Source organism: Paraburkholderia translucens, from assembly GCF_020881035.1.
Taxonomy (GTDB): Bacteria; Pseudomonadota; Gammaproteobacteria; order Burkholderiales; family Burkholderiaceae; genus Paraburkholderia; species Paraburkholderia translucens.
In genome coordinates, this window is sequence record NZ_JAJITC010000004.1 from 461,436 (window position 1) to 480,561 (window position 19,126).

20 protein-coding genes are annotated in these 19,126 nt (G+C 65.0%); 11 read left to right on the top strand and 9 right to left on the bottom strand.

The genetic code is table 11. From position 1 onward, the window contains the following. Positions 1-17 precede the first annotated feature (17 nt). From flgC to flgL, 11 genes are all read left to right on the top strand, one after another. Positions 18-443, top strand: a complete 426-nt coding sequence (flgC, locus tag LJ655_RS09950; protein ID WP_230561061.1) for a flagellar basal body rod protein FlgC — start codon at positions 18-20, stop codon at positions 441-443. A 10-nt stretch (positions 444-453) separates the two neighbouring features. Then, on the top strand, positions 454-1,167 hold the full coding sequence (locus LJ655_RS09955; protein WP_230561062.1) for a flagellar hook assembly protein FlgD: 714 nt from the start codon (positions 454-456) through the stop codon (positions 1,165-1,167). A gap of 43 nt (positions 1,168-1,210) precedes the next feature. Continuing rightward, the gene (locus tag LJ655_RS09960) at positions 1,211-2,722 is read left to right on the top strand and encodes a flagellar hook protein FlgE (protein WP_230561063.1); all 1,512 of its coding nucleotides are present in this window, start codon (positions 1,211-1,213) and stop codon (positions 2,720-2,722) included. 17 nt (positions 2,723-2,739) lie between these two features. Then, entirely contained in the window at positions 2,740-3,498 is a 759-nt protein-coding gene (gene flgF, locus LJ655_RS09965) for a flagellar basal-body rod protein FlgF (protein WP_230561064.1), read from the top strand. A 60-nt stretch (positions 3,499-3,558) separates the two neighbouring features. Further along, positions 3,559-4,347 (top strand): flagellar basal-body rod protein FlgG, encoded by a 789-nt coding sequence (gene flgG / locus LJ655_RS09970; RefSeq protein ID WP_230561065.1) that lies wholly within the window; start codon positions 3,559-3,561, stop codon positions 4,345-4,347. A 29-nt stretch (positions 4,348-4,376) separates the two neighbouring features. Beyond that, positions 4,377-5,075, top strand: coding sequence for a flagellar basal body L-ring protein FlgH (gene flgH, locus LJ655_RS09975; RefSeq protein ID WP_230561107.1), 699 nt, complete (start codon positions 4,377-4,379; stop codon positions 5,073-5,075). Positions 5,076-5,077: 2 nt separating this feature from the next. Further along, positions 5,078-6,247 carry a flagellar basal body P-ring protein FlgI gene (locus LJ655_RS09980; RefSeq protein WP_230561066.1) on the top strand — a complete coding sequence of 390 codons (1,170 nt, stop codon included), beginning with the start codon at positions 5,078-5,080 and terminating at the stop codon, positions 6,245-6,247. A gap of 11 nt (positions 6,248-6,258) precedes the next feature. Continuing rightward, on the top strand, positions 6,259-7,257 hold the full coding sequence (gene flgJ / locus LJ655_RS09985; protein ID WP_230561067.1) for a flagellar assembly peptidoglycan hydrolase FlgJ: 999 nt from the start codon (positions 6,259-6,261) through the stop codon (positions 7,255-7,257). Positions 7,258-7,547: 290 nt separating this feature from the next. Further along, complete coding sequence (locus LJ655_RS09990; protein ID WP_230561068.1) at positions 7,548-8,321, top strand: flagellar brake protein; 774 nt, start codon at positions 7,548-7,550, stop codon at positions 8,319-8,321. A 225-nt stretch (positions 8,322-8,546) separates the two neighbouring features. Further along, complete coding sequence (flgK, locus tag LJ655_RS09995) at positions 8,547-10,541, top strand: flagellar hook-associated protein FlgK (protein ID WP_230561069.1); 1,995 nt, start codon at positions 8,547-8,549, stop codon at positions 10,539-10,541. Between the two features lie 11 nt (positions 10,542-10,552). Beyond that, complete coding sequence (gene flgL / locus LJ655_RS10000; protein ID WP_230561070.1) at positions 10,553-11,779, top strand: flagellar hook-associated protein FlgL; 1,227 nt, start codon at positions 10,553-10,555, stop codon at positions 11,777-11,779. Between the two features lie 75 nt (positions 11,780-11,854). Here flgL and fliR read toward each other — a convergent pair whose 3' ends face one another. The 9 genes from fliR to fliJ all read right to left on the bottom strand — a co-directional run bounded on the left by fliR (position 11,855) and on the right by fliJ (position 19,110). Beyond that, entirely contained in the window at positions 11,855-12,637 is a 783-nt protein-coding gene (fliR, locus tag LJ655_RS10005) for a flagellar biosynthetic protein FliR (protein ID WP_230561071.1), read from the bottom strand. Between the two features lie 45 nt (positions 12,638-12,682). Further along, entirely contained in the window at positions 12,683-12,952 is a 270-nt protein-coding gene (gene fliQ, locus LJ655_RS10010) for a flagellar biosynthesis protein FliQ (protein WP_230561072.1), read from the bottom strand. 43 nt (positions 12,953-12,995) lie between these two features. After that, positions 12,996-13,784 carry a flagellar type III secretion system pore protein FliP gene (gene fliP, locus LJ655_RS10015; protein WP_230561073.1) on the bottom strand — a complete coding sequence of 263 codons (789 nt, stop codon included), beginning with the start codon at positions 13,782-13,784 and terminating at the stop codon, positions 12,996-12,998. Further along, complete coding sequence (gene fliO / locus LJ655_RS10020) at positions 13,784-14,308, bottom strand: flagellar biosynthetic protein FliO (RefSeq protein ID WP_230561074.1); 525 nt, start codon at positions 14,306-14,308, stop codon at positions 13,784-13,786. The genes fliP and fliO overlap by 1 nt, the downstream gene beginning before the upstream one ends. Next, a complete protein-coding gene (gene fliN, locus LJ655_RS10025) occupies positions 14,305-14,769 on the bottom strand; it encodes a flagellar motor switch protein FliN (protein ID WP_230561075.1) in 465 nt (154 codons plus the stop codon). Before fliN ends, fliO begins: the two co-directional genes overlap by 4 nt. Then, a complete protein-coding gene (gene fliM / locus LJ655_RS10030; RefSeq protein ID WP_230561076.1) occupies positions 14,762-15,760 on the bottom strand; it encodes a flagellar motor switch protein FliM in 999 nt (332 codons plus the stop codon). The genes fliN and fliM overlap by 8 nt, the downstream gene beginning before the upstream one ends. A gap of 58 nt (positions 15,761-15,818) precedes the next feature. Beyond that, positions 15,819-16,319: a flagellar basal body-associated protein FliL gene (fliL, locus tag LJ655_RS10035; RefSeq protein ID WP_230561077.1), complete on the bottom strand. Its 501-nt coding sequence runs from the start codon at positions 16,317-16,319 to the stop codon at positions 15,819-15,821. A 742-nt stretch (positions 16,320-17,061) separates the two neighbouring features. Continuing rightward, complete coding sequence (locus tag LJ655_RS10040; protein ID WP_230561078.1) at positions 17,062-18,606, bottom strand: flagellar hook-length control protein FliK; 1,545 nt, start codon at positions 18,604-18,606, stop codon at positions 17,062-17,064. 54 nt (positions 18,607-18,660) lie between these two features. Further along, positions 18,661-19,110, bottom strand: coding sequence for a flagellar export protein FliJ (fliJ, locus tag LJ655_RS10045; RefSeq protein WP_230561079.1), 450 nt, complete (start codon positions 19,108-19,110; stop codon positions 18,661-18,663). Positions 19,111-19,126: the final 16 nt, after the last annotated feature.

The following is a 19,126-nucleotide window of genomic DNA, read 5'->3' on the forward strand; positions in this document are numbered from 1 at the left end:
AGGAGAGGTCAGGAAACATGCCATCCCTGATGAATATTTTTGGTGTCGCGGGCTCCGCGATGTCGGCGCAGTCGGAGCGGCTCAACGTGACGGCGTCGAATCTCGCCAACGCGGACAGCACGACGGGCCCCGACGGCCGGCCATACAAGGCCAAGCAGGTCGTGTTCGCGGTGAGCCCGCTCGGTGGCGCGCGCTCGGGCTCCGGCCAGCAGGTCGGCGGCGTGCAGGTGACGGGCGTGGTCGACGATCCGTCGCCGATGAAAACCGCGTACGAGCCCGGCAATCCGGCCGCCGACGCCAACGGCTACGTGACGCTGCCCAACGTCGACCCGGTGCAGGAGATGGTCAACATGATCTCGGCGTCGCGTTCGTACCAGGCCAACGTCGAAACGCTGAACACCGCCAAGTCCCTGATGCTGAAAACGCTCACGATCGGAACCTGAGGAGAGAGCCTTGACCACCAACACCACGATCGGCAGCAACGGCACGACCGTTTCGCAAACGCTGCTCGACACGATGAACGGCACGAACAGCAGCTCGAGCTCGACGAGCGGCACGTCGGGCACGTCGGCCTCGGACCTGCAGAACACCTTCCTGCAACTGCTCGTCGCGCAGCTGAAGAACCAGGACCCGACCAGCCCGATGGACAGCTCGCAGATGACATCTCAGCTTGCCCAGATCAGCACGGTGCAGGGCATCAGCAATCTCAATACGTCCTTGAGCTCACTGTCGACGCAGTTGTCGGCCAGCCAGCAGTCGCAGTCCGCGCTGCTGATCGGCTCGACCGTGCTCGCGCCGGGCAGCTCCGTCACGGTGTCGAGCGGCAAGGCGAGCGAGTTCGGCGTCACGCTCGCGAACTCCGTGACCGATCTGCAGGTCGTGGTGAAGAACTCTGCCGGCACCATCGTCAACACGATCGATCTCGGCAAGCAGTCGGCCGGTACCGTTCCGATCAGCTGGACGCCGACCGATTCGTCGGGCAAGACGCTCGCCGACGGCACCTACACGATCACCGCGACCGGCACGATCAACGGCCAGCAGGCGACGGCCACCACGCTCACCAGCGGGACGGTCGAAAGCGTCGTCCAGCAGAGCGGCGGCACGCCGGGCCTCGTGCTGTCGAACGGTTCGACGGTCAGCCTGACCAGCGTCGCCGCGATCCTGTAAGCCGGGTCAATCCAGTTACGACTTTCCAGATACGGAGCACCTCATGAGTTACCAAACAGGTTTGAGCGGTTTGTCGGCGTCGTCGAGCGATCTCGACGTGATCGGCAACAACATCGCCAACGCCAACACGGTCGGCTTCAAGAGCGGCACGGCCGAATTCGCCGACATGTACGCCAATTCCGTCGCGACCGCGGTGAGCCAGCAGATCGGTATCGGCACGAAGCTCTCGGAAGTGCAGCAGCAGTTCTCGCAAGGCACGATCACGACGACGAACCAGGCGCTGAACGTCGCGATCAACGGTAACGGCTTCTTCCAGATGTCGAACAACGGCACGCTGGTCTATTCGCGCAACGGCGTGTTCCAGCTCGACAAGAACGGCTACATCACGAACGCGCAGGGCCTGCAACTGATGGGCTACGCGGCGAGCAGCGCGGGCATCATCAACACCGCGCAGACCGTGCCGCTGACGGTGCCGACCGCGAACATCGCGCCGCAGGCGACCACCAAGATCGCCGCGGGCCTGAACCTGAACGCGCAGGACAACCTCATGCTCGGGTCGCCGACCGTGGCGGCCGTCACCAGCACCGGTACATTGAGCACGACCGGCGCGACGATCACCAACGCGGCCGCGGGCACCAACGCCGACAACTACAGGATCGACTTCCCGACCGCTACCACCTACACGGTCACCGACACGACGACCGGCGTCACGGGTGCGTCCCAGCCCTTCACGGCGGGCACCGCGATCACGCTCGGCAACGGCGAGAGCATTACCTTCAGCGGCGCGCCGCAGCCCGGCGACAGCTACACGGTCACGCAGAACCCGACCACGTTCAACCAGAACAACTCGTCGACCTACAACTACTCGACGAGCACGACCGTCTACGATTCGCTCGGCGGTTCGCAGACAGTCAACATGTACTTCGCGAAGACGGGTTCGGGCACGTGGAACGTGTACGCGGGCCCGTCGACCGGCACCGCGACGCCGATCGGCACGGCGAACTTCAATTCCTCGGGCACGCTCGTCAGCACGACCGACGCGACGACCGGCCTCGCGACCGCGACGCTCGGCGCGTTCACGATGTCGATCCCGAACACCGACGGTTCGAGCACGCCGCAGAGCGTCACGCTGAACATGGCCGGCACCACGCAGTACGGCGGCAAGGACGGCGTGAACAGCCTGTCCACCGACGGCTTCGCAGCGGGCACGCTGACGAGCTTCACGGTCGGCTCCGACGGCACGCTGACCGGCAACTACTCGAACGGCCAGACCGCGGCGCTCGGCCAGATCGTGCTCGCGAACTTCGCGAACCAGAACGGCCTCGTCAACCTCGGCAACAACGAGTACGAGCAGACGGCCGCCTCGGGCGTCGCACAGATCTCGACCCCGGGCTCGACCAATCACGGCGTGCTGCAAGGCGGCGCGGTCGAGAACTCGAACGTCGATCTGACAAGCGAGCTGGTCAATCTGATCACCGCGCAGCGCAACTATCAGGCGAATGCGCAGACGATCAAGACCCAGCAGGCCGTCGATCAGAGCCTGATCAACCTGTAAGCGAACGGGACCTCTTCATGGATCGGCTGATCTACACCGCGATGTCGGGCAGCGCGCAGGCCCTCGAACAGCAGGCGATCGTCGCGAACAACCTCGCGAACGCGTCGACCACGGGCTTTCGCGCGCAGCTCGAAACCTACCGTGCCGTACCGATGTCGTTCGGCGACGGCAGCACGATCAACGACAACACGACCCGCACCTTCGTGCTGTCGTCCACGCCGGGCGCCGACTACACGCCGGGGCCGATCCAGCAGACCGGCAATCCGCTCGACGTGGCGATTCAGGGGGCAGGCTGGTTGTCGGTGCAGACCGCCGACGGCAACGAGGCCTACACGCGCGCGGGCAATCTGCACATCGACGAAAACGGCCAGCTCGTGAACGCGACCAATCAGGTCGTGCTCGGCAACGGCGGGCCGGTGTCGGTGCCGCCGGGCGCGCAGATCACGATCGGCAAGGACGGCACGGTGTCGGCGCTGACCCCGGGCGATCCGCCCAAGGCTGTGGTGATCGTCGATCAGCTGAAGCTCGTGAATCCCGACCCGCAGACGCTCACGCGCGGCGATGACGGCCTGTTTCGCACCGCCGACGGCAACCCCGCCGACGCCGATCCGACCGTGACGCTCGCGCCGGCGTCGCTCGAGGGCAGCAACGTAAATCCGGTCAGCGCGATGGTCTCGATGATCACCAACGCGCGTCAGTTCCAGATGCAGACGCAACTGCTGGAAAACGCCGACAAGAACGACCAGTCCGCCAACCAGATACTCAGCTTCAGCTAACGGATTGCCACGGGGTGCGCGACGAAGCGCGCTCCGAATGCCTTGCATGGGAGAACAATAGTGAACCGCTCACTCTACATCGCCGCCACCGGCATGAATGCGCAACAGGCGCAGATGGACGTGATCTCGAACAACCTCGCGAACGTCAGCACCAACGGCTTCAAAGGCTCGCGCGCGGTGTTCGAGGATCTGCTGTACCAGACCATCCGGCAGCCGGGCGCAAACTCGACGCAGCAGACCGAGCTGCCCTCCGGCATCCAGCTCGGCACCGGCGTGCAACAGGTCGCGACCGAGCGTCTGTACACGCAGGGCAACCTGCAGCAGACCGGCAACTCGAAGGACGTCGCGATCAACGGCGCGGGCTTCTTTCAGGTGCAGATGCCCGACGGCACGACCGCCTACACGCGCGACGGCTCGTTCCAGACCAACGCGCAGGGTCAGCTCGTCACGTCGAGCGGCTACCAGGTGATTCCGGCGATCACGATCCCGGCCAATGCGACCTCGCTGACGATCGGCAGCGATGGCGTGGTGTCGATCACCGTGGCCGGTTCGAGCAACGCGCAGCAGCTCGGCTCGATGCAGCTCGCGACCTTCATCAACCCGGCCGGCCTCGACTCGAAGGGTGAGAACCTGTTCGCGGAGACCGCATCGTCGGGCGCGCCGAACGTCTCGCAACCGGGCCTGAACGGCGCGGGCACGCTCAATCAGGGTTACGTGGAAGCGTCGAACGTAAACGTCGTGCAGGAACTCGTGAACATGATCCAGACACAGCGTGCGTATGAAATCAACAGCAAGGCCGTGACGACCTCCGACCAGATGCTGCAGACCTTGAGCCAGATGCAGGTTTGAGGACTGGACATTTAAGGCGGTAAACGATGATGTCGCACTCCACTCGTACTCCGGTTCATTCGCGCACGGCCGAGGCTCTCGTGCAGCTCGCGCTCGTCGCGGCGCTCGGCGGCTGTGCGCTCGTGCCGAAGGAACCGATCACGCAGCAGCCGATGACCGCGCTGCCGCCGATTCCGCCGCAGGCTCAGGCACCGGGCTCGATCTACAACCCGGGCTACGCGGGCCGGCCGCTCTTCGAAGACCAGCGGCCGCGCAACGTGGGCGACATCATCACCATCGTGATTGCCGAGAACATCAACGCGACGAAGAATTCGGGCGCGAATGCGAGCCGCAACGGCAACACGAACTTCAGCGTGCCGACCGCGGGCTTTCTCGGCGGACTGTTCGGCAAGGCCAACCTCAACGCGGCCGGCGCCAACGGCTTTGCCGGCACGGGCGGCGCGAACGCGTCGAATACGTTCAACGGCACGATCACCGTGACCGTGACCGGCGTGCAGGCGAACGGCAACCTGATCGTGAGCGGCGAGAAGCAGATGCTGATCAATCAGGGCAACGAATTCGTACGCTTTTCCGGCGTCGTGAATCCCAACACCATTTCGAGCCTCAACGCCGTGTACTCAACCCAGGTCGCCGACGCGAAAATCGAATACTCCGCGAAGGGGTACATCAACGAAGCGGAGACCATGGGCTGGCTACAGCGGTTCTTCCTCAACGTGGCGCCGTGGTGATCATGGGGACTATCTTCAACACGCTGTCGCGCGCGGGCCGCGCACTGACGTTCGCCGCACTCGCCTGCGCGGCGCTGGCGGCCGCGACGCCCGCGCACGCCGAGCGCCTGAAGGACCTCGTGCAGATTCAGGGCGTGCGCGACAACCCGCTGATCGGCTACGGCCTCGTCGTCGGCCTCGACGGCACCGGTGACCAGACCACGCAGACGCCGTTCACGACGCAGACGCTCGCGAACATGCTCGCGAATCTCGGCATCTCGATCAACAACCAGGCGGCGGGCTCTAGCAATTCGCAGTCGTCGCTGTCGAACATCCAGCTGAAGAACGTCGCCGCGGTGATGGTGACGGCGGTGCTGCCGCCGTTCGCGCGGCCCGGCGAAGCGATCGACATCACGGTGTCGTCGCTCGGCAATGCGAAAAGCCTGCGCGGCGGCACGCTGCTGCTCACGCCGCTGAAGGGCGCCGACGGCCAGGTGTATGCGCTCGGCCAGGGCAACGTGGCGGTGGGCGGCGCGGGCGCGAGCGCCAACGGCAGCAAGGTGCAGGTCAACCAGCTGGCGGCCGGCCGCATCACCAGCGGCGCGATCGTCGAGCGCTCGGTGCCGACCGCGGTGTCGCAGGCGGGCACGATGCAGCTCGACCTGAACGACATGGACTACGACACCACCCAGCGCGTCGTCGCCGCGATCGACAACGCGTTCGGCAGCGGCACCGCGACCGCGCTCGACGGCCGCACGATCCAGTTGCGCGCGCCGGCCGATCCGCAGCAGCAGGTCGCGTTCATGGCGCAGTTGCAAAACATCGAGGTGCGGCCCGCGCAGGCGCCCGCGAAGGTGATCCTGAACGCGCGCACCGGCTCGATCGTCATGAACCAGATGGTCACGCTGCAGAACTGCGCGGTCGCGCACGGCAATCTGTCGGTCGTGATCAATACGCAGCCGGTGGTGAGCCAGCCGGGCGCGTTCTCGAACGGCCGCACCCTCGTCGCGCAGCAGTCGCAGATCCAGATGAAGCAGGACAACGGCTCGCTGAAAATGGTGAACGCCGGTGCGAACCTCGCGGAAGTAGTGAAGGGACTCAATGCGCTAGGCGCGACGCCCGCGGATCTGATGTCGATTCTGCAGGCCATGAAGGCAGCCGGCGCGTTGCGCGCCGAACTGGAAATCATCTAAGGGGCATCAGGATGAATTCGGATCCGACCAATAACGTCAATTCCGCCAACGATCTGACCAGCCGCTTCGCGCTCGACGTGCAGGGTTTCGGCGCACTGAGCGCGCAGGCCAAAGCGTCGCCGCAAGCGGGCATGAAGATGGCCGCGCAGCAGTTCGACGCCGTGTTCACGCAGATGATGCTCAAGAGCATGCGCGATGCGACGCCGCAGGACGGCCCGTTCGATTCACACGACACGGCGACCTTCACGTCGATGATGGATCAGCAGATGGCGCAGCAGCTATCGAAGAAGGGCATCGGCGTCGCCGACGCGATGCTCAAGCAGCTGATGCGCAACCAGGGCATGCAGGTGGGCGGCGCGAACGGCGCGGCGGGTGGTCTCGCCGGCATGGCCAACGCGCTCGGCGGCGGCAGCGGCGGCGACGAGGGGCAAACCGCGGCGCTCAACGCGCTCGCACACGCTTTCGGCAACGCTCAGGCGAATGGCCAGCTCGCGCTCGGCCGGGCCTACTCGGCCAACAGCGCACTCACGCCGCCATTGCGCGGCGACGGCAGCTCGCCGAAGGTCGACGCGTTCGTCGACAAGCTCGCCGCGCCGGCGCAGGCCGCCAGTGCGGCGACCGGCATTCCGGCACGCTTCATCATCGGCCAGGCCGCGCTCGAATCCGGGTGGGGCAAAAGCGAGATCAAAAAGGCCGACGGCTCGACGAGCCACAACGTGTTCGGCATCAAGGCGGGCAACGACTGGACCGGCAAGACCGTGTCGACGGTCACGACCGAATACGTCAACGGCAGGCCGCATCGCACGGTCGAGAAATTTCGCGCGTACGACTCGTACGAGGAAGCGATGACCGATTACGCGAGCATGTTGAAGAGCAATCCGCGTTACGCGCAGGTGATCCATTCGTCGCGCGACGTGAACGGCTTTGCGAACGGCATGCAGCGCGCGGGTTATGCGACCGACCCGCATTACGCGAAAAAACTGTTGTCGATCATGCAGAAAATGGGCTGACGAGGAAATGCTCGCGATCGGGCGACATTAAAAGCCGCGCCGGATACCGGGCCAGCAACATCACGGAGCATGGGCAGGTCCGGGTTTAACGTTTGCGTGAAATTTCCAGCGAAGATTTAACGCAAGCCCCTAAATTTTGGCTGGATGCTGCCGCTAATCAGTTAGTCCGATACCGGAATAGCGCTGTTTCGTCCGGTTGAACGCGTGTGTCGCCGCTTCTCAGGAAGACCGTCAATGTCAACGGCGAGGCCTTGGCATGCGCCCGCAAGAAACTGCTTACCGGCAAGCCCATGAATATGAATCAGTCGAACGGCCTCACCGACGCGATCGGTCAGCCGCACGTCCCGCAAGACGATAACGTGCCGGATTTTGGCCGCCGCAATCCGCTGGAAATCGGCGTGCAGCTGCGCAATCTCGTCAACCGGGGCGACTTTCTCACCGTCGAATATGCGGGCGGGCAGCTGGTCACGCGCCTGCTCGACGTCGACGTGCGCAAGCGCACCTTCACCTTCGATTGGGGTGCGCTCTCCGAGCAGAACAAGGAACTGCTCAGCGCACCGCGCTGCCAGTTCCACGCGTCGCCCGACGGCGTGCGCGTCGAGTTCTCGACCGCGACGCCGCGAGAAACGCGCTTCGAGGGACTGCCGGCATTCGAGGCGGACTTTCCGGAAGTGCTGTTCTACGTGCAGCGCCGCGAGTACTTCCGCGTCGCCGCGCCGATTCTCGAACCGTTCATGTGTACCGGCCGCCTGCCGGAAGGCGACACGTTCCGCTTCGAGGTGCACGACCTGTCGCTCGGCGGCGTCGGCATGCGCACGAGCGACGCGCGCGTCGCCGAGCTGCCGATGGGCGCGCGTCTGCTGGACTGCGAGCTCGCGCTCGGCGCGCTCGGCCGTTTGTCGCTCGATCTGCAGCTCGTGTCGCATCGCTCGCTCGCGCTGCCGAACGGCACGCAGCGCTATCAGCTCGGTTTCCGCTTCCTGTCACTGCCGGGCAACACGGAAAACACGCTGCAGCGGCTGATTACTCAGCTCGAAATGAAGCGCCGCTCGCTCGCGCGCTGAGCGGCACAACAACGCCCGGCGGCCGTGCGCGCGACGCCCGGCCGCGCGCGCACGTCTGGCGCGTGGGAGCAAACGTTGCACCGGTGTTCGAGACTGCTTCGCGGCAACACCGCGGCGAGCCCAAACGAAGCGGAATGGCCCTCAATTATTTGCGCGGCGGGCCGTTAAAGGGGATGTTCCAGTAACGCGGCGGCACGCCTGCGATGCCGCCCTTCAGGATGACGCATGTCCAGCAATCTCTTTAGTATCGGCCTTAGCGGACTGAACGCCGCGCAATGGGGTTTGACGGTGACTGGTGAGAACATCAGCAACGTGTCGACTCCCGGTTATACGCTCGAAGCTCCGGTGTATTCGGAGTCGAGCGGCACCTATACCGGGTCCGGTTACCTGCCGATGGGTGTCTCGACCGACACCGTGGTGCGCCAGTACAGCCAGTACCTGACGACCGAGCTGAACAACGCGCAGTCGTCGAGCAGCGCGCTCAGCACGTACAACACGATGATCTCGCAGCTGAACAACCTCGTCGGCAGCCCGACTTCGGGCATTTCGAGCGCGATCAGCAGTTACTTTACCGGCCTGCAGAACGTCGCCAACAGTGCGTCGAGCGTATCGGCGCGGCAGACGGCGATCAGCGATGCGCAGACGCTCGCGAACCAGATCAACCAGGCAGGCCAGCAGTACGACCAGCTGCGATCGAGCGTCAACACGCAGCTGAGCTCGACGGTGACGCAGATCAACACCTACACCGCGCAGATTGCGTCGCTCAACACACAGATCACGCAGGCGAGCAGCCAGGGCCAGCCGCCTAACCAGTTGCTCGATGCGCGCGACCAGGCGGTATCGAACCTGTCGCAGCTGATCGGCGTGTCGGTCGTGCAGGACAACGGCAGCTACAGCCTGTTCATGTCGAACGGACAGCCGCTCGTGCTGGCCGGCAACAGCTTCAACCTCGGCACGGCGACTTCGGCGAGCGATCCGAGCGAGTTGTCGGTGCAGTATCTCGGCCAGGCCGGCGCGAAGCCGACACCGGCCCCGCAGACGCTGTCCGACACGAACGTGTCCGGCGGCACGCTGGGCGGCCTGCTGCAATTCCGCTCGCAAACGCTCGATCCCGCCGAGGCGCAACTCGGCGCGATCGCGACGAGCTTCGCCGCGCAGGTCAACGCGCAGAACGAACTCGGCCTCACGTTGAACGGCACGGCGGGCGGCGCGCTGTTCACGGTCGGCTCGCCGACCGTGTACGCGAACCCGAAGAACACCGGCAACGCGACGCTCTCCACGTCGTTCGCCAATGCGTCGCAGCCGACCACGGGCAACTACACGCTGTCGTACAACGGCAGCACCTACACGCTGACCGACAACCAGACCGGCAGCATCGTCGGTTCGGCGACGAACCTGAACAACCCGATCGGCGGCCTGCAGTTCTCGGTCGCGAGCGGCACGATGAACGCCGGCGATTCGTTCTCGATCAAACCGACCAGCGATGCGCTCGACAACTTCGCGCTGACCACCACGTCGCCCTCGGCGATCGCGGCGGCGGCGCCGGTGCTCGCGTCGGCGTCGACGTCGAACACCGGCAGCATGACGGTCACGCAAGGCACGGTATCGGCCGGCTACAGCGCCCCGACCAGCACGTCGACGATTACCTACACCGCGGGCACCGGCCTCACCGGCTTCCCGGTCGGCTCGGTGGTGACGGTCGCCGGCTCGCCGTCCACCTCGTACACGATCAGCTCGGCGACGACCGCGGTGCCGTACTCGGCGAGCTCGGGCGCGACGCTGACGATCACCAACCCGACCAACTCGGCGAGCGCGGGCGTGATGAACAACGTGACGGTCACGGTGAGCGGCACGCCCGCCAGCGGCGACTCGTTCACGATCGGACCGAACACCGGCGCGAGCAACGACGGCCGCAACGCCCAACTGCTGTCGGGCCTGACCTCGGCGACGGTGCTTTCGGGCGGCACCGCGACGCTGGCGGGCGCGTACGCGACCTACGTCAACGACATCGGCAACCAGACCACGCGGATCCAGACGTCGGCGACCGCACAAAGCACGCTCGTCACGCAGATCACGTCGGCGCAGCAGTCGGTGTCAGGCGTCAATACCAACGAGGAAGCGGCCAACCTGCTTCAATACCAGCAGCTTTATCAAGCCAACAGCAAGGTCATTCAGGCCGCAGAGACCATGTTCCAGACTCTGCTTGGCATCTTCCAGTAAGGCGTTGAACCATGCGAATTTCGACCTCGCAGTACTTCAGCATGAACGTCGCGACGATGAGCGATCAGCAGGCTCAGTTGTCGCAGATCTACCAGGAAATCTCGAGCGGGCAAAGCCTGACCACGCCCGCCGACAATCCGCTCGGCGCCGCGCAGGCCGTGCAGCTCAGCTCGACGGCGGCCGCGCTGTCGCAGTACACGACGAACCAGGGCACGGCGCTTGCGTCGTTGCAGGCCGAGGACTCGACGCTCACGACTGTCATCACGACCTTGCAGAGCGCGAACACGCTGGGCCTGCGCGCCGGCACCGGCACGCTGAACGACACCGACCGCTCGGCAATCGCCGCCCAACTGACGAGCCTGCGCGACCAGCTTCTGACCTACGCGAACGCGACCGACGGTTCGGGCAACGCGCTGTTCTCCGGCTTCCAGAATTCGTCCAAGGCCTTTACGACCGATGCGGCCGGCAACGTCGTCTATTCGGGCGACACCGGCACGCGCACCGTACAGGTCACCGATAGCAATTCGGTCGCGATCGGCGACAATGGGCTATCGGTATTCATGAGCGTCGGCGCGACCAACGCGCAGCCGATCGCCTCGGCCAGCTCGAGCAACACCGGTACCGGCGTGATCGGCCCCGTGACGGTCAACGATCCGACCAACACCGCGAATGCGGACTCGTACCAGATCAAGTTCAGCGGCAGCGGCGCGGCGCTGACCTACACCGTCACTGACACGACGACCGGCGTCGCGGGCGCTGCGCAGACCTACACGGCGGGTTCGAACATCACGATCGCCGGCCAGACCGTCGAAATCTCCGGCACGCCGGCCGCCAACGACACATTCACCGTGCAGCCGGCCAACAAGGCGGGCACCAACGTATTCGCCAACCTGAACGCGATGATTACCGCGCTCCAGCAGCCGGTGAGCGGCAACGATACGGCCGCGGCGACGTTGCAGAACGCGATGAACACGGGCCTGTCGCAGCTTTCCAACTCCCTGAACAACATCATGGCGGTGCAGGCGTCGGTGGGCGGCCGCGAGCAGGAAGTCGAAGCGCTGCAAACGGTCACGCAGACCAACTCGACGCAAACCGCAAGCAATCTCTCGGACCTGATCTCGACCGACCTGGTCAAGACGATCAGCAAGTACACGATGCAGCAGACGGCCTTGCAGGCGTCGCAGCAAGCGTTCGTGCAGATCCAGAACATGTCGCTGTTCAAGTACCTCAGCAACTGATCGCGCTTCGGCGGTGCAAAAAAAACCGGCGCGAGCCGGTTTTTTTTGTGTCTGCGCTCAGGGATTTTCGCGGCGTTACCTCAGTGCCGCCGCGACCCGCCCCATTTGATCGATGCCGCTATCGAACAGCCGCACGAAGAATGGAATCATGTTCGGCAGCATCAGTTGCACGAGCAGCAGCCCGACCAGCATCGTCAGCGGAAAGCCGATCTGGAACACGCCGATCTGCGGCGCCGCGCGGTTGAGAATGCCGAGCGCGAGGTTCGCGATCAAGAGCGCGACGACGACCGGCAGGGCGAGCAGCAGCCCCGCCGAAAAGATCGAGCCGCCCCAGTTCGCGAGCGTCTGCCAGCCGTGCGGCGCAAGCAGGTTCGCCGACACCGGCACTGACTGGAACGTCGTCACGAGCGCGGCGACCATCTGCAGATGACCGTCGATGGCGAGAAACACCAGCGTCGCGATCGTCGTCATATAGCGCGAGATCACGACGCCCGAGCCGGTCGCCTGCTGGTCGAAGAAGGTCGCGAAGCCCAGACCCATGCCGAGGCCGATGAAGTAGCCGGTCGCGTCGATCGCCTGGAACACGACCTGCATCGTCACGCCGAGCGCGATGCCGACCAGGAACTGGTTGACGAGAATCCACACGCCGTCCGCGGAAAACACCGTGACCTGCGGCAGCGCGCCGATCGTCGGCGCGACGATGATCGTCGTGAACGCGGCAAGGCCGATTTTCACGCGCGAGGGCAGCGAGGCGTTGCCGAACACCGGCGCGGTCGCAACCAGCGCGGCGATGCGCGCGAACGGCCACAGGAATGCGGTCAGCCAGACGTTCAGTTGCGCGTAGGTGACCGTGAACATGGCGTGAGAGGGGAAAGCGCGAGCGCGTTCGCGTGCCCGCGGCGCTCAGTTGACGAGCGTCGGAATGTTGGTGAGCGTGTGGCGCAGATAGTCGAGCATCGTGGTCAGCATCCACGGTCCGGCGATCACCAGCGTGAGCGCGATCGCGAGCAGCTTCGGGATGAACGACAGCGTGCTCTCGTTGATCTGCGTGGCGGCCTGAAACAGGCTCACGAGCAGACCGACGACGAGCGCGACGAGCAGCAGCGGGGCGGCCAGCACGAGGCCGACGTACATGGCCTGGTGGGCCAGCGTCATGACTGATTCGGGTGTCATCGCGAGTGCCTGAAAATTGGAAAAGTCACCAGATCAACGCGGCTCAGACAAAGCTCTGCGCGAGCGAGCCGAGCAGCAATTGCCAGCCGTCGACGAGCACGAAAAGCATCAGCTTGAACGGCAGCGAGATCGTCGCCGGCGAGACCATCATCATCCCCATCGACATCAGCACGCTCGCGACCACCATGTCGATGATCAGGAACGGAATGAAGATCGTGAAGCCGATCGTAAAGCCAGTTTTCAGCTCGCTCGTCACGAACGACGGCACCAGCAGCGACAGCGGCACGTCTTCGGGGCCCTGCATCGGCGCCGCGTGCGAAATGCGCGCGAACAGGGCAAGGTCGCTCTCGCGGGTCTGACGCAGCATGAAGGTCTTGAACGGAGCGACGCCGCGCGCCACCGCCTGGTCCATCGGCATCGTGCCTTCGGAGAACGGCTTATAGCCTTCGTTATAGGCCTTGTCGAGCACCGGCGACATCACGAACAGCGAAAGAAACAGCGCGAGACCGACCAGCACCTGGTTCGGCGGCGTCGTGGTCGTGCCGAGCGCCTGACGCAGCAGCGACAACACGATCACGATACGCGTGAAGCTGGTCATCATCAGCACCATCGCGGGCAGGAACGACAGCATCGTGAGCAGCAGCATCGTCTGCACGCTCAGCGAGTAGGTCGTGCCGCCGTTCGGGCCGGGGCTCGTCGTGAAGGCCGGCAGGCCGGCGGCCTGCGCGAACGACAGGGTCGGCAGCGCGAGTGGGAGCACCGCGGCAAGCACACGCGCCACACGGCGCAGCAGCGTGAAGAACGATCCTGACTGCCTGAAACTGACCTGCATTACCGATCCCTGCCGCCGTGCGCGCTGAAACGTTTGCCCACTTCGCCCTTCAGAGCGTCGCGAAAGCGTTGACCAAAGGTGCCGGAAAGCGGTGCGGGCGAAGCGCCAACCGTATCCGCGGCGGCGGAACCCGCGGGCATCGTATGCAGCAGCCGCACGTTGCCGGGCGCGGTTCCAAGCACGAGCCACGTATCGCCGATCTCGACGACGGCGACGCGCTCCTTGCCGCCGAGCGAAGCGCCGCCGACCGTCTTGACGAGCCCGCCGCGCTGGCCCGGTTGCAGGCCGAAGCGGCGCGCGAGCCACGCGCAGCCGAACACGAGCGCGAGGACGACCGCGAGCCCGACGAAGGTTTGCAGCACCGCGCCGACACCGAGCGCCGGCACCGCGCTGCCCGCGCCGGCACCCGAGGCGATCTTCGCGGCGTTGTTGACCGCGTTGATGTCGGCGGCCTGCGCGACGGCGGATGCGAACCACGTCGCGCTCACCGCGAGCGATGCGCCGCGGCCAGCCAGGCGTTTCATCGATTCAGTTTCCGGATGCGTTCGGACGGCGTAATGATGTCGGTCAGCCGGATACCGAACTTGTCGTTCACGACGACCACTTCGCCCTGCGCGATCAGACAGCCGTTGACGAGCACGTCCATCGGCTCGCCGGCCATGCCGTCCAGTTCCACCACCGAACCCTGCGCGAGCTGCAGCAGATTGCGGATTGCGATCTTGGTGCGGCCGAGTTCGACCGTCATCTGGACGGGGATGTCCAGGATCATCTCGATGTCGTTGTGGGTCGAGGTCGGCTCGACCTTTGACAGCGGCTGGAACACGGCGCCCGCGGCCGGGTTGATCTCGTCGTTGCCGTTCTGCTCGGCGAGCGCGCTGGCCCAGTCGTCCATCGCTGCGTCGTCTTCCGCGGCGGACTGTGCGCTAGCGGCGAGTTGCTCGGCTGCCGCGAGATCGCTCTCGGGCTTTGCGTTCAGGTCACTCATATCCACCTTCCTTCATCGTGTCGGCTGCGCTGATCATCTTCTGGACCCGCAACGCGTACTGACCATTGAAAATTCCGTAGCCGCATTCCATCACCGGCACGCCGTCGACTTTCGCGGTGATGTGCTCGGGGATGTTGATCGGCAGAACATCGCCTTTGCGCATGTTCAGGATCTGTTCGAACGTGATAGGCACCTGCGCGAGGTCGGCGGTGAGCTGCACTTCGGCAGCCTGCACCTGCTGCGACAGCACGCGTACCCAGCGGCGGTCGACATCCACCGCCTCGCCCTGAATCGGCGACGAGAGGATGTCGCGGATCGGTTCGATCATCGAGTACGGCATGCAGATGTGCAGGGTGCCGCCCGTCGAGCCGAACTCGATCGAGAACTGCGTGACGATGACGATTTCGTTCGGCGTCGCGACGTTGGCGAACTGCGTGTGCATTTCCGAGCGCACGTATTCGAACTGCAGCGGGCGCACGCTTTTCCACGACGCGGTGTAATGCTCGAACGTCAGATTGAGCAGCTTCGTGATGATGCGCTGCTCGGTCTGCGTGAAATCGCGTCCTTCGACGCGCGTATGGAAACGGCCGTCGCCGCCGAACAGATTGTCGACCACGAAGAACACGAGGTTCGGGTCGAACACGAACAGCGAGGTGCCGCGCAGCGGCTTCACGTGAACGAGGTTCAGGTTGGTCGGGATCGGCAGATTGCGCGTGAATTCGCTGTACTTCTGAACCTTCACGGGGCCGACGGAGATTTCCGCCGAGCGCCGCATGAAGTTGAAAATGCCGACGCGCAATAGGCGCGCGAAGCGGTCGTTGATGATTTCGAGGCCCGGCATCCGGCCACGGACGATGCGTTCCTGCGTCGCGATGTTGTACGGGCGGACGCCCGAACGGTCGCTCTGATCGGATTCCGTGTCGGATTCGCCGGTGACGCCCTTCAGAAGGGCATCGACCTCCTCCTGGGACATGAACTCTTCGTGGCTCATTGCTTATTCCTCGTGCGTCCCTTGGCGATTGATGATGGCAGCGCTGGACAAGATCACGTCACTGCACGACGAACTCGGTGAACAGCACGTCCTGCACGCGGATCGGCGCAGAGCCCTTGTCGGCCGGTTCGCTGATCAGCGTCTTGAGCTCTTCGGCGAGCGCGCGCTTGCCTTCGAGCGGCGCGAGTTCTTCCGGATGCTTGTTCGACAGCGCGAGCAGGATGCGGCTGCGCACTTCCGGCATGTGATCGGCGAGCACCTGCTGGGCGACGGCGTCGCCGAGCTTCAGCGTGAGGCCGATGCGCAGGAAGTGCTGTTGGCCGTCGTCCGCTTGCAGGTTGACGGTCATCGATTCGAGCGGGAAGAAGAGCGGCACGGCGGGCAGCGCAGGCGCGGCTTGGGCCGACGCGGCGACGGGAGCGCGTTTCGACATGTAGAACCACACGCCGGCCCCGGCAGCGCCCGCGGCGATGAGCGCAATGAGGGCGATCAGGATGATGCGCTTCATGGGGCCCGGCGAGGCGGGCGCGGCTTGTTGCGGGGCGGTCGTGGTTGCCATGGGGTGTGGTTTTGTTGGCCTTTCGGCCAGCCTAGTATGGGTTAGGGTGATTGTTGTTGATTTGCCTGCGGCGCTATGGGTCGAAAAGAAGGGCTATTTCTGGCTATCTCAGGTTTTTGCTTGTTTTTTGTAATTTTTTTCTGGGTGGGGGGCTGGCGGTGGTGGGCTTTTCTTGATTTCTTTTTCTGTGTTCTGGCGGTGTTGGCCTTTCCTTGATTTCTTGTCGGTCGATAAGCGTTGCCCCTGTGCGGGGCGGCACCTACTTTCTTTGCTGCTGCAAAGAAAGTAGGCAAAGAAGACAGCTCAAACCGCTAATTCTTAAGTGGGTCCCCTGGCTCGGAAGGGGCAGTGGTGCATCTGGAATCTGTGCCCGCGCACATTCCGCCCTGGTGACAAAGCCGTCATCCGCTCCCACTCCGCACTGCGTGCGTCGCGGACGGGTCTGCCAGGAAAACCGGCGGTTTTGGAACGGGGCTTCGGCGCGCGCAGCGCCGCCGGAAGAATGATGGCCTTGTCACAAACGCCGAATGTGCGGGAACACGGATTCCAGATGCACCACTACCACATGCAGACCGAGGTGCCCGCTTATGAGCTTGCGGTTTGAGCTGTCTTCTTTGCCTACTTTCTTTGCAGCAGCAAAGAAAGTAGGTGCCGCCCCGCACAGGGGCAACGCCAATAGACCGACAAGAAATCAAGGAAAGGCCAACACCACAAAAAACACCGACAAAACAAGCCCTAACTTTCAGGCAAACGTATCGACCAACCCCACCTGCCGCCGCACGGCAACACCAGCAACGCTATCCCCGGCGTCCACCGAGCCATCCCCGGCAACGGCGCCACCACTCCCACCTCCCTTACCCCGAGAACCACCCGCGCCAGCATTCTGTTGCTGCCCACTCTGCCGCGCAAACCCATCACTCACACTCGCACTCCCCAGCCCAATCCCGTTGGACTCCATCGCCTCACGAAGCTTCGGCAACGCCGCCTCAACCGCCTCCCGCACCGACTGGTGCTGCGAAACAAACAGCGCATGCGCATGGTTATCAGCCACCTGCAACACGACCTGCAACGGCCCCAGGTCCTTCGGATTGAGCGTCAGCTCGGCACTCTGCGAATGCGCATTCGACAAAAACACCACCTTCTGACTGAGCGCGTCTTCCCAGTCGCTCGTGCCGACCTGCGGCGTCAGCGCATTCGCGGCGGCGGCCGCGCTCGCGTTGCCGGTGCTCTGCGCCGCCGTCGTCGTGCTCGCGGCGTTGGCTGCCGCCTGCGTCGCGGCCAGCGCGGCGTTCGCCGCATCGGCCGAGCTGCGCGCCGACGCGAGGTTGTCCGCCTGGCCGCTCGTCGCGGCCGCGGCGCTCGCTATATCGGCGGCCGACTTCGCTGCCGATGGATCGGCCAGCGCGGCCGCGGCGGCCGTCGCCGTCGTCGGCGTGGGGTGAGTGGTCGAGGCGCCCTTGCTGTCGCCGAACAGGCCGCCTGCGGCCGTCTTGCCGTCCGATGGGCCGTTCAGACCGCTTTTCGTATTCCCCAGGCCGCCCATCGCGCTCGACACGCTCGCGGCTTTCGCGGCCGCGCCGGTTGCCAGCGCCTGCGCGGGTACCACGCCCTGGCCGCTCGCCAGCGCGGACAGCGCACTGTGCAACGCATCCTGCAGCGACTTCGGATCGACCGCGCCTTGCCTGCTGACCACCGTGCCGGCGAGTGCCGTCGCGGCCACGGTCGCGCTCGTGCCGGCCAGCGCGCTCACCGCATCGGCGGCGGCGTGTGCGGTATCGGTGGTGCCGGTCGCGTTCGCGTCGGTGTTGTTGACGCTGGCCTGGGCCTGCACTTGCGCCTGAGCCTGGACGGCAGCCGCCGCGGCCGCGAGCGCGCCCGCGTCCGTCTGCGCCTTCGTGTCGTGCTGCTTCGCTTGCGCGCTGGTCGACTGGCTGTTCGAAGCCTGCTGCGTTTGCGCCGACGAGCTCGTGGACGACGCGCTCGACGCGGACGCCGCGCTGCTGTCCTTCGGGCCGCCGCCGTTCTGGCTGCTGCTCGCGCGCTGCTGCGAGGGAGCGGGCGCGGACGCCGGCGGCGCATTGGACACGCCCGGCGCCGAGGGTTGCGACGCGTTCGACGAACTCGCCTGCTGTTGATTCGCGCTGTTCTGCTGGTCGATGCTCTGCTGCAAGGTCTGCGCGAACGGGCTCGCGTCGAGCGCGGCGCTGGCGGCCGCGCTGCTCGACGCATTGCCGCTCGTGCCGAGCAGGGAGCTGAGTTGTGAGCCGATCTGCGAAAGGAGCGACATAAAGAGTCCTGTCAATCTGTCAAACGGGTGGGCCGTCAGGTTTCAGGCGACGCCTCACGCGCCGTCGGTGCGCATACGCAGAGCCCGCGCCGCGAATTCATCGGCGTCGCGTTGCTCGCGCCGCGCGGCGGTCTTGGCCTCGGCTGCCTCGCCGCGAGCCTGCAGCACTTCGTAGGAGCCGAGTTTCTGCTTCTCGCGCTGCCAGTCGGGCTTCGCGGTCTCGACGCGCGCGGTGGCCGCCGCGAGCAGATTGCGCTGCTGCTCGATCGCGGCGTCGAGCGTGTCGATGAATGCCTGGAAATTGCGCATGTTGCCGGCCGGCATGCCCGACTGCGCGCTCTCGGTGAAGCGCGCGTAGTATTCGTCGCGGTACTGCACGAGCGAATCGAGTTGCGCCTGTACGTCGTTGCGCTCGCGCTGCGCGCGCCCGAGCCGTTGCGCGGCGGCGTCCACGTCGTCCTGCGCGAGACCGATCAGTGTCTGGATCGGAAAGTGTTTCGACATCGTACGACTCCTGACC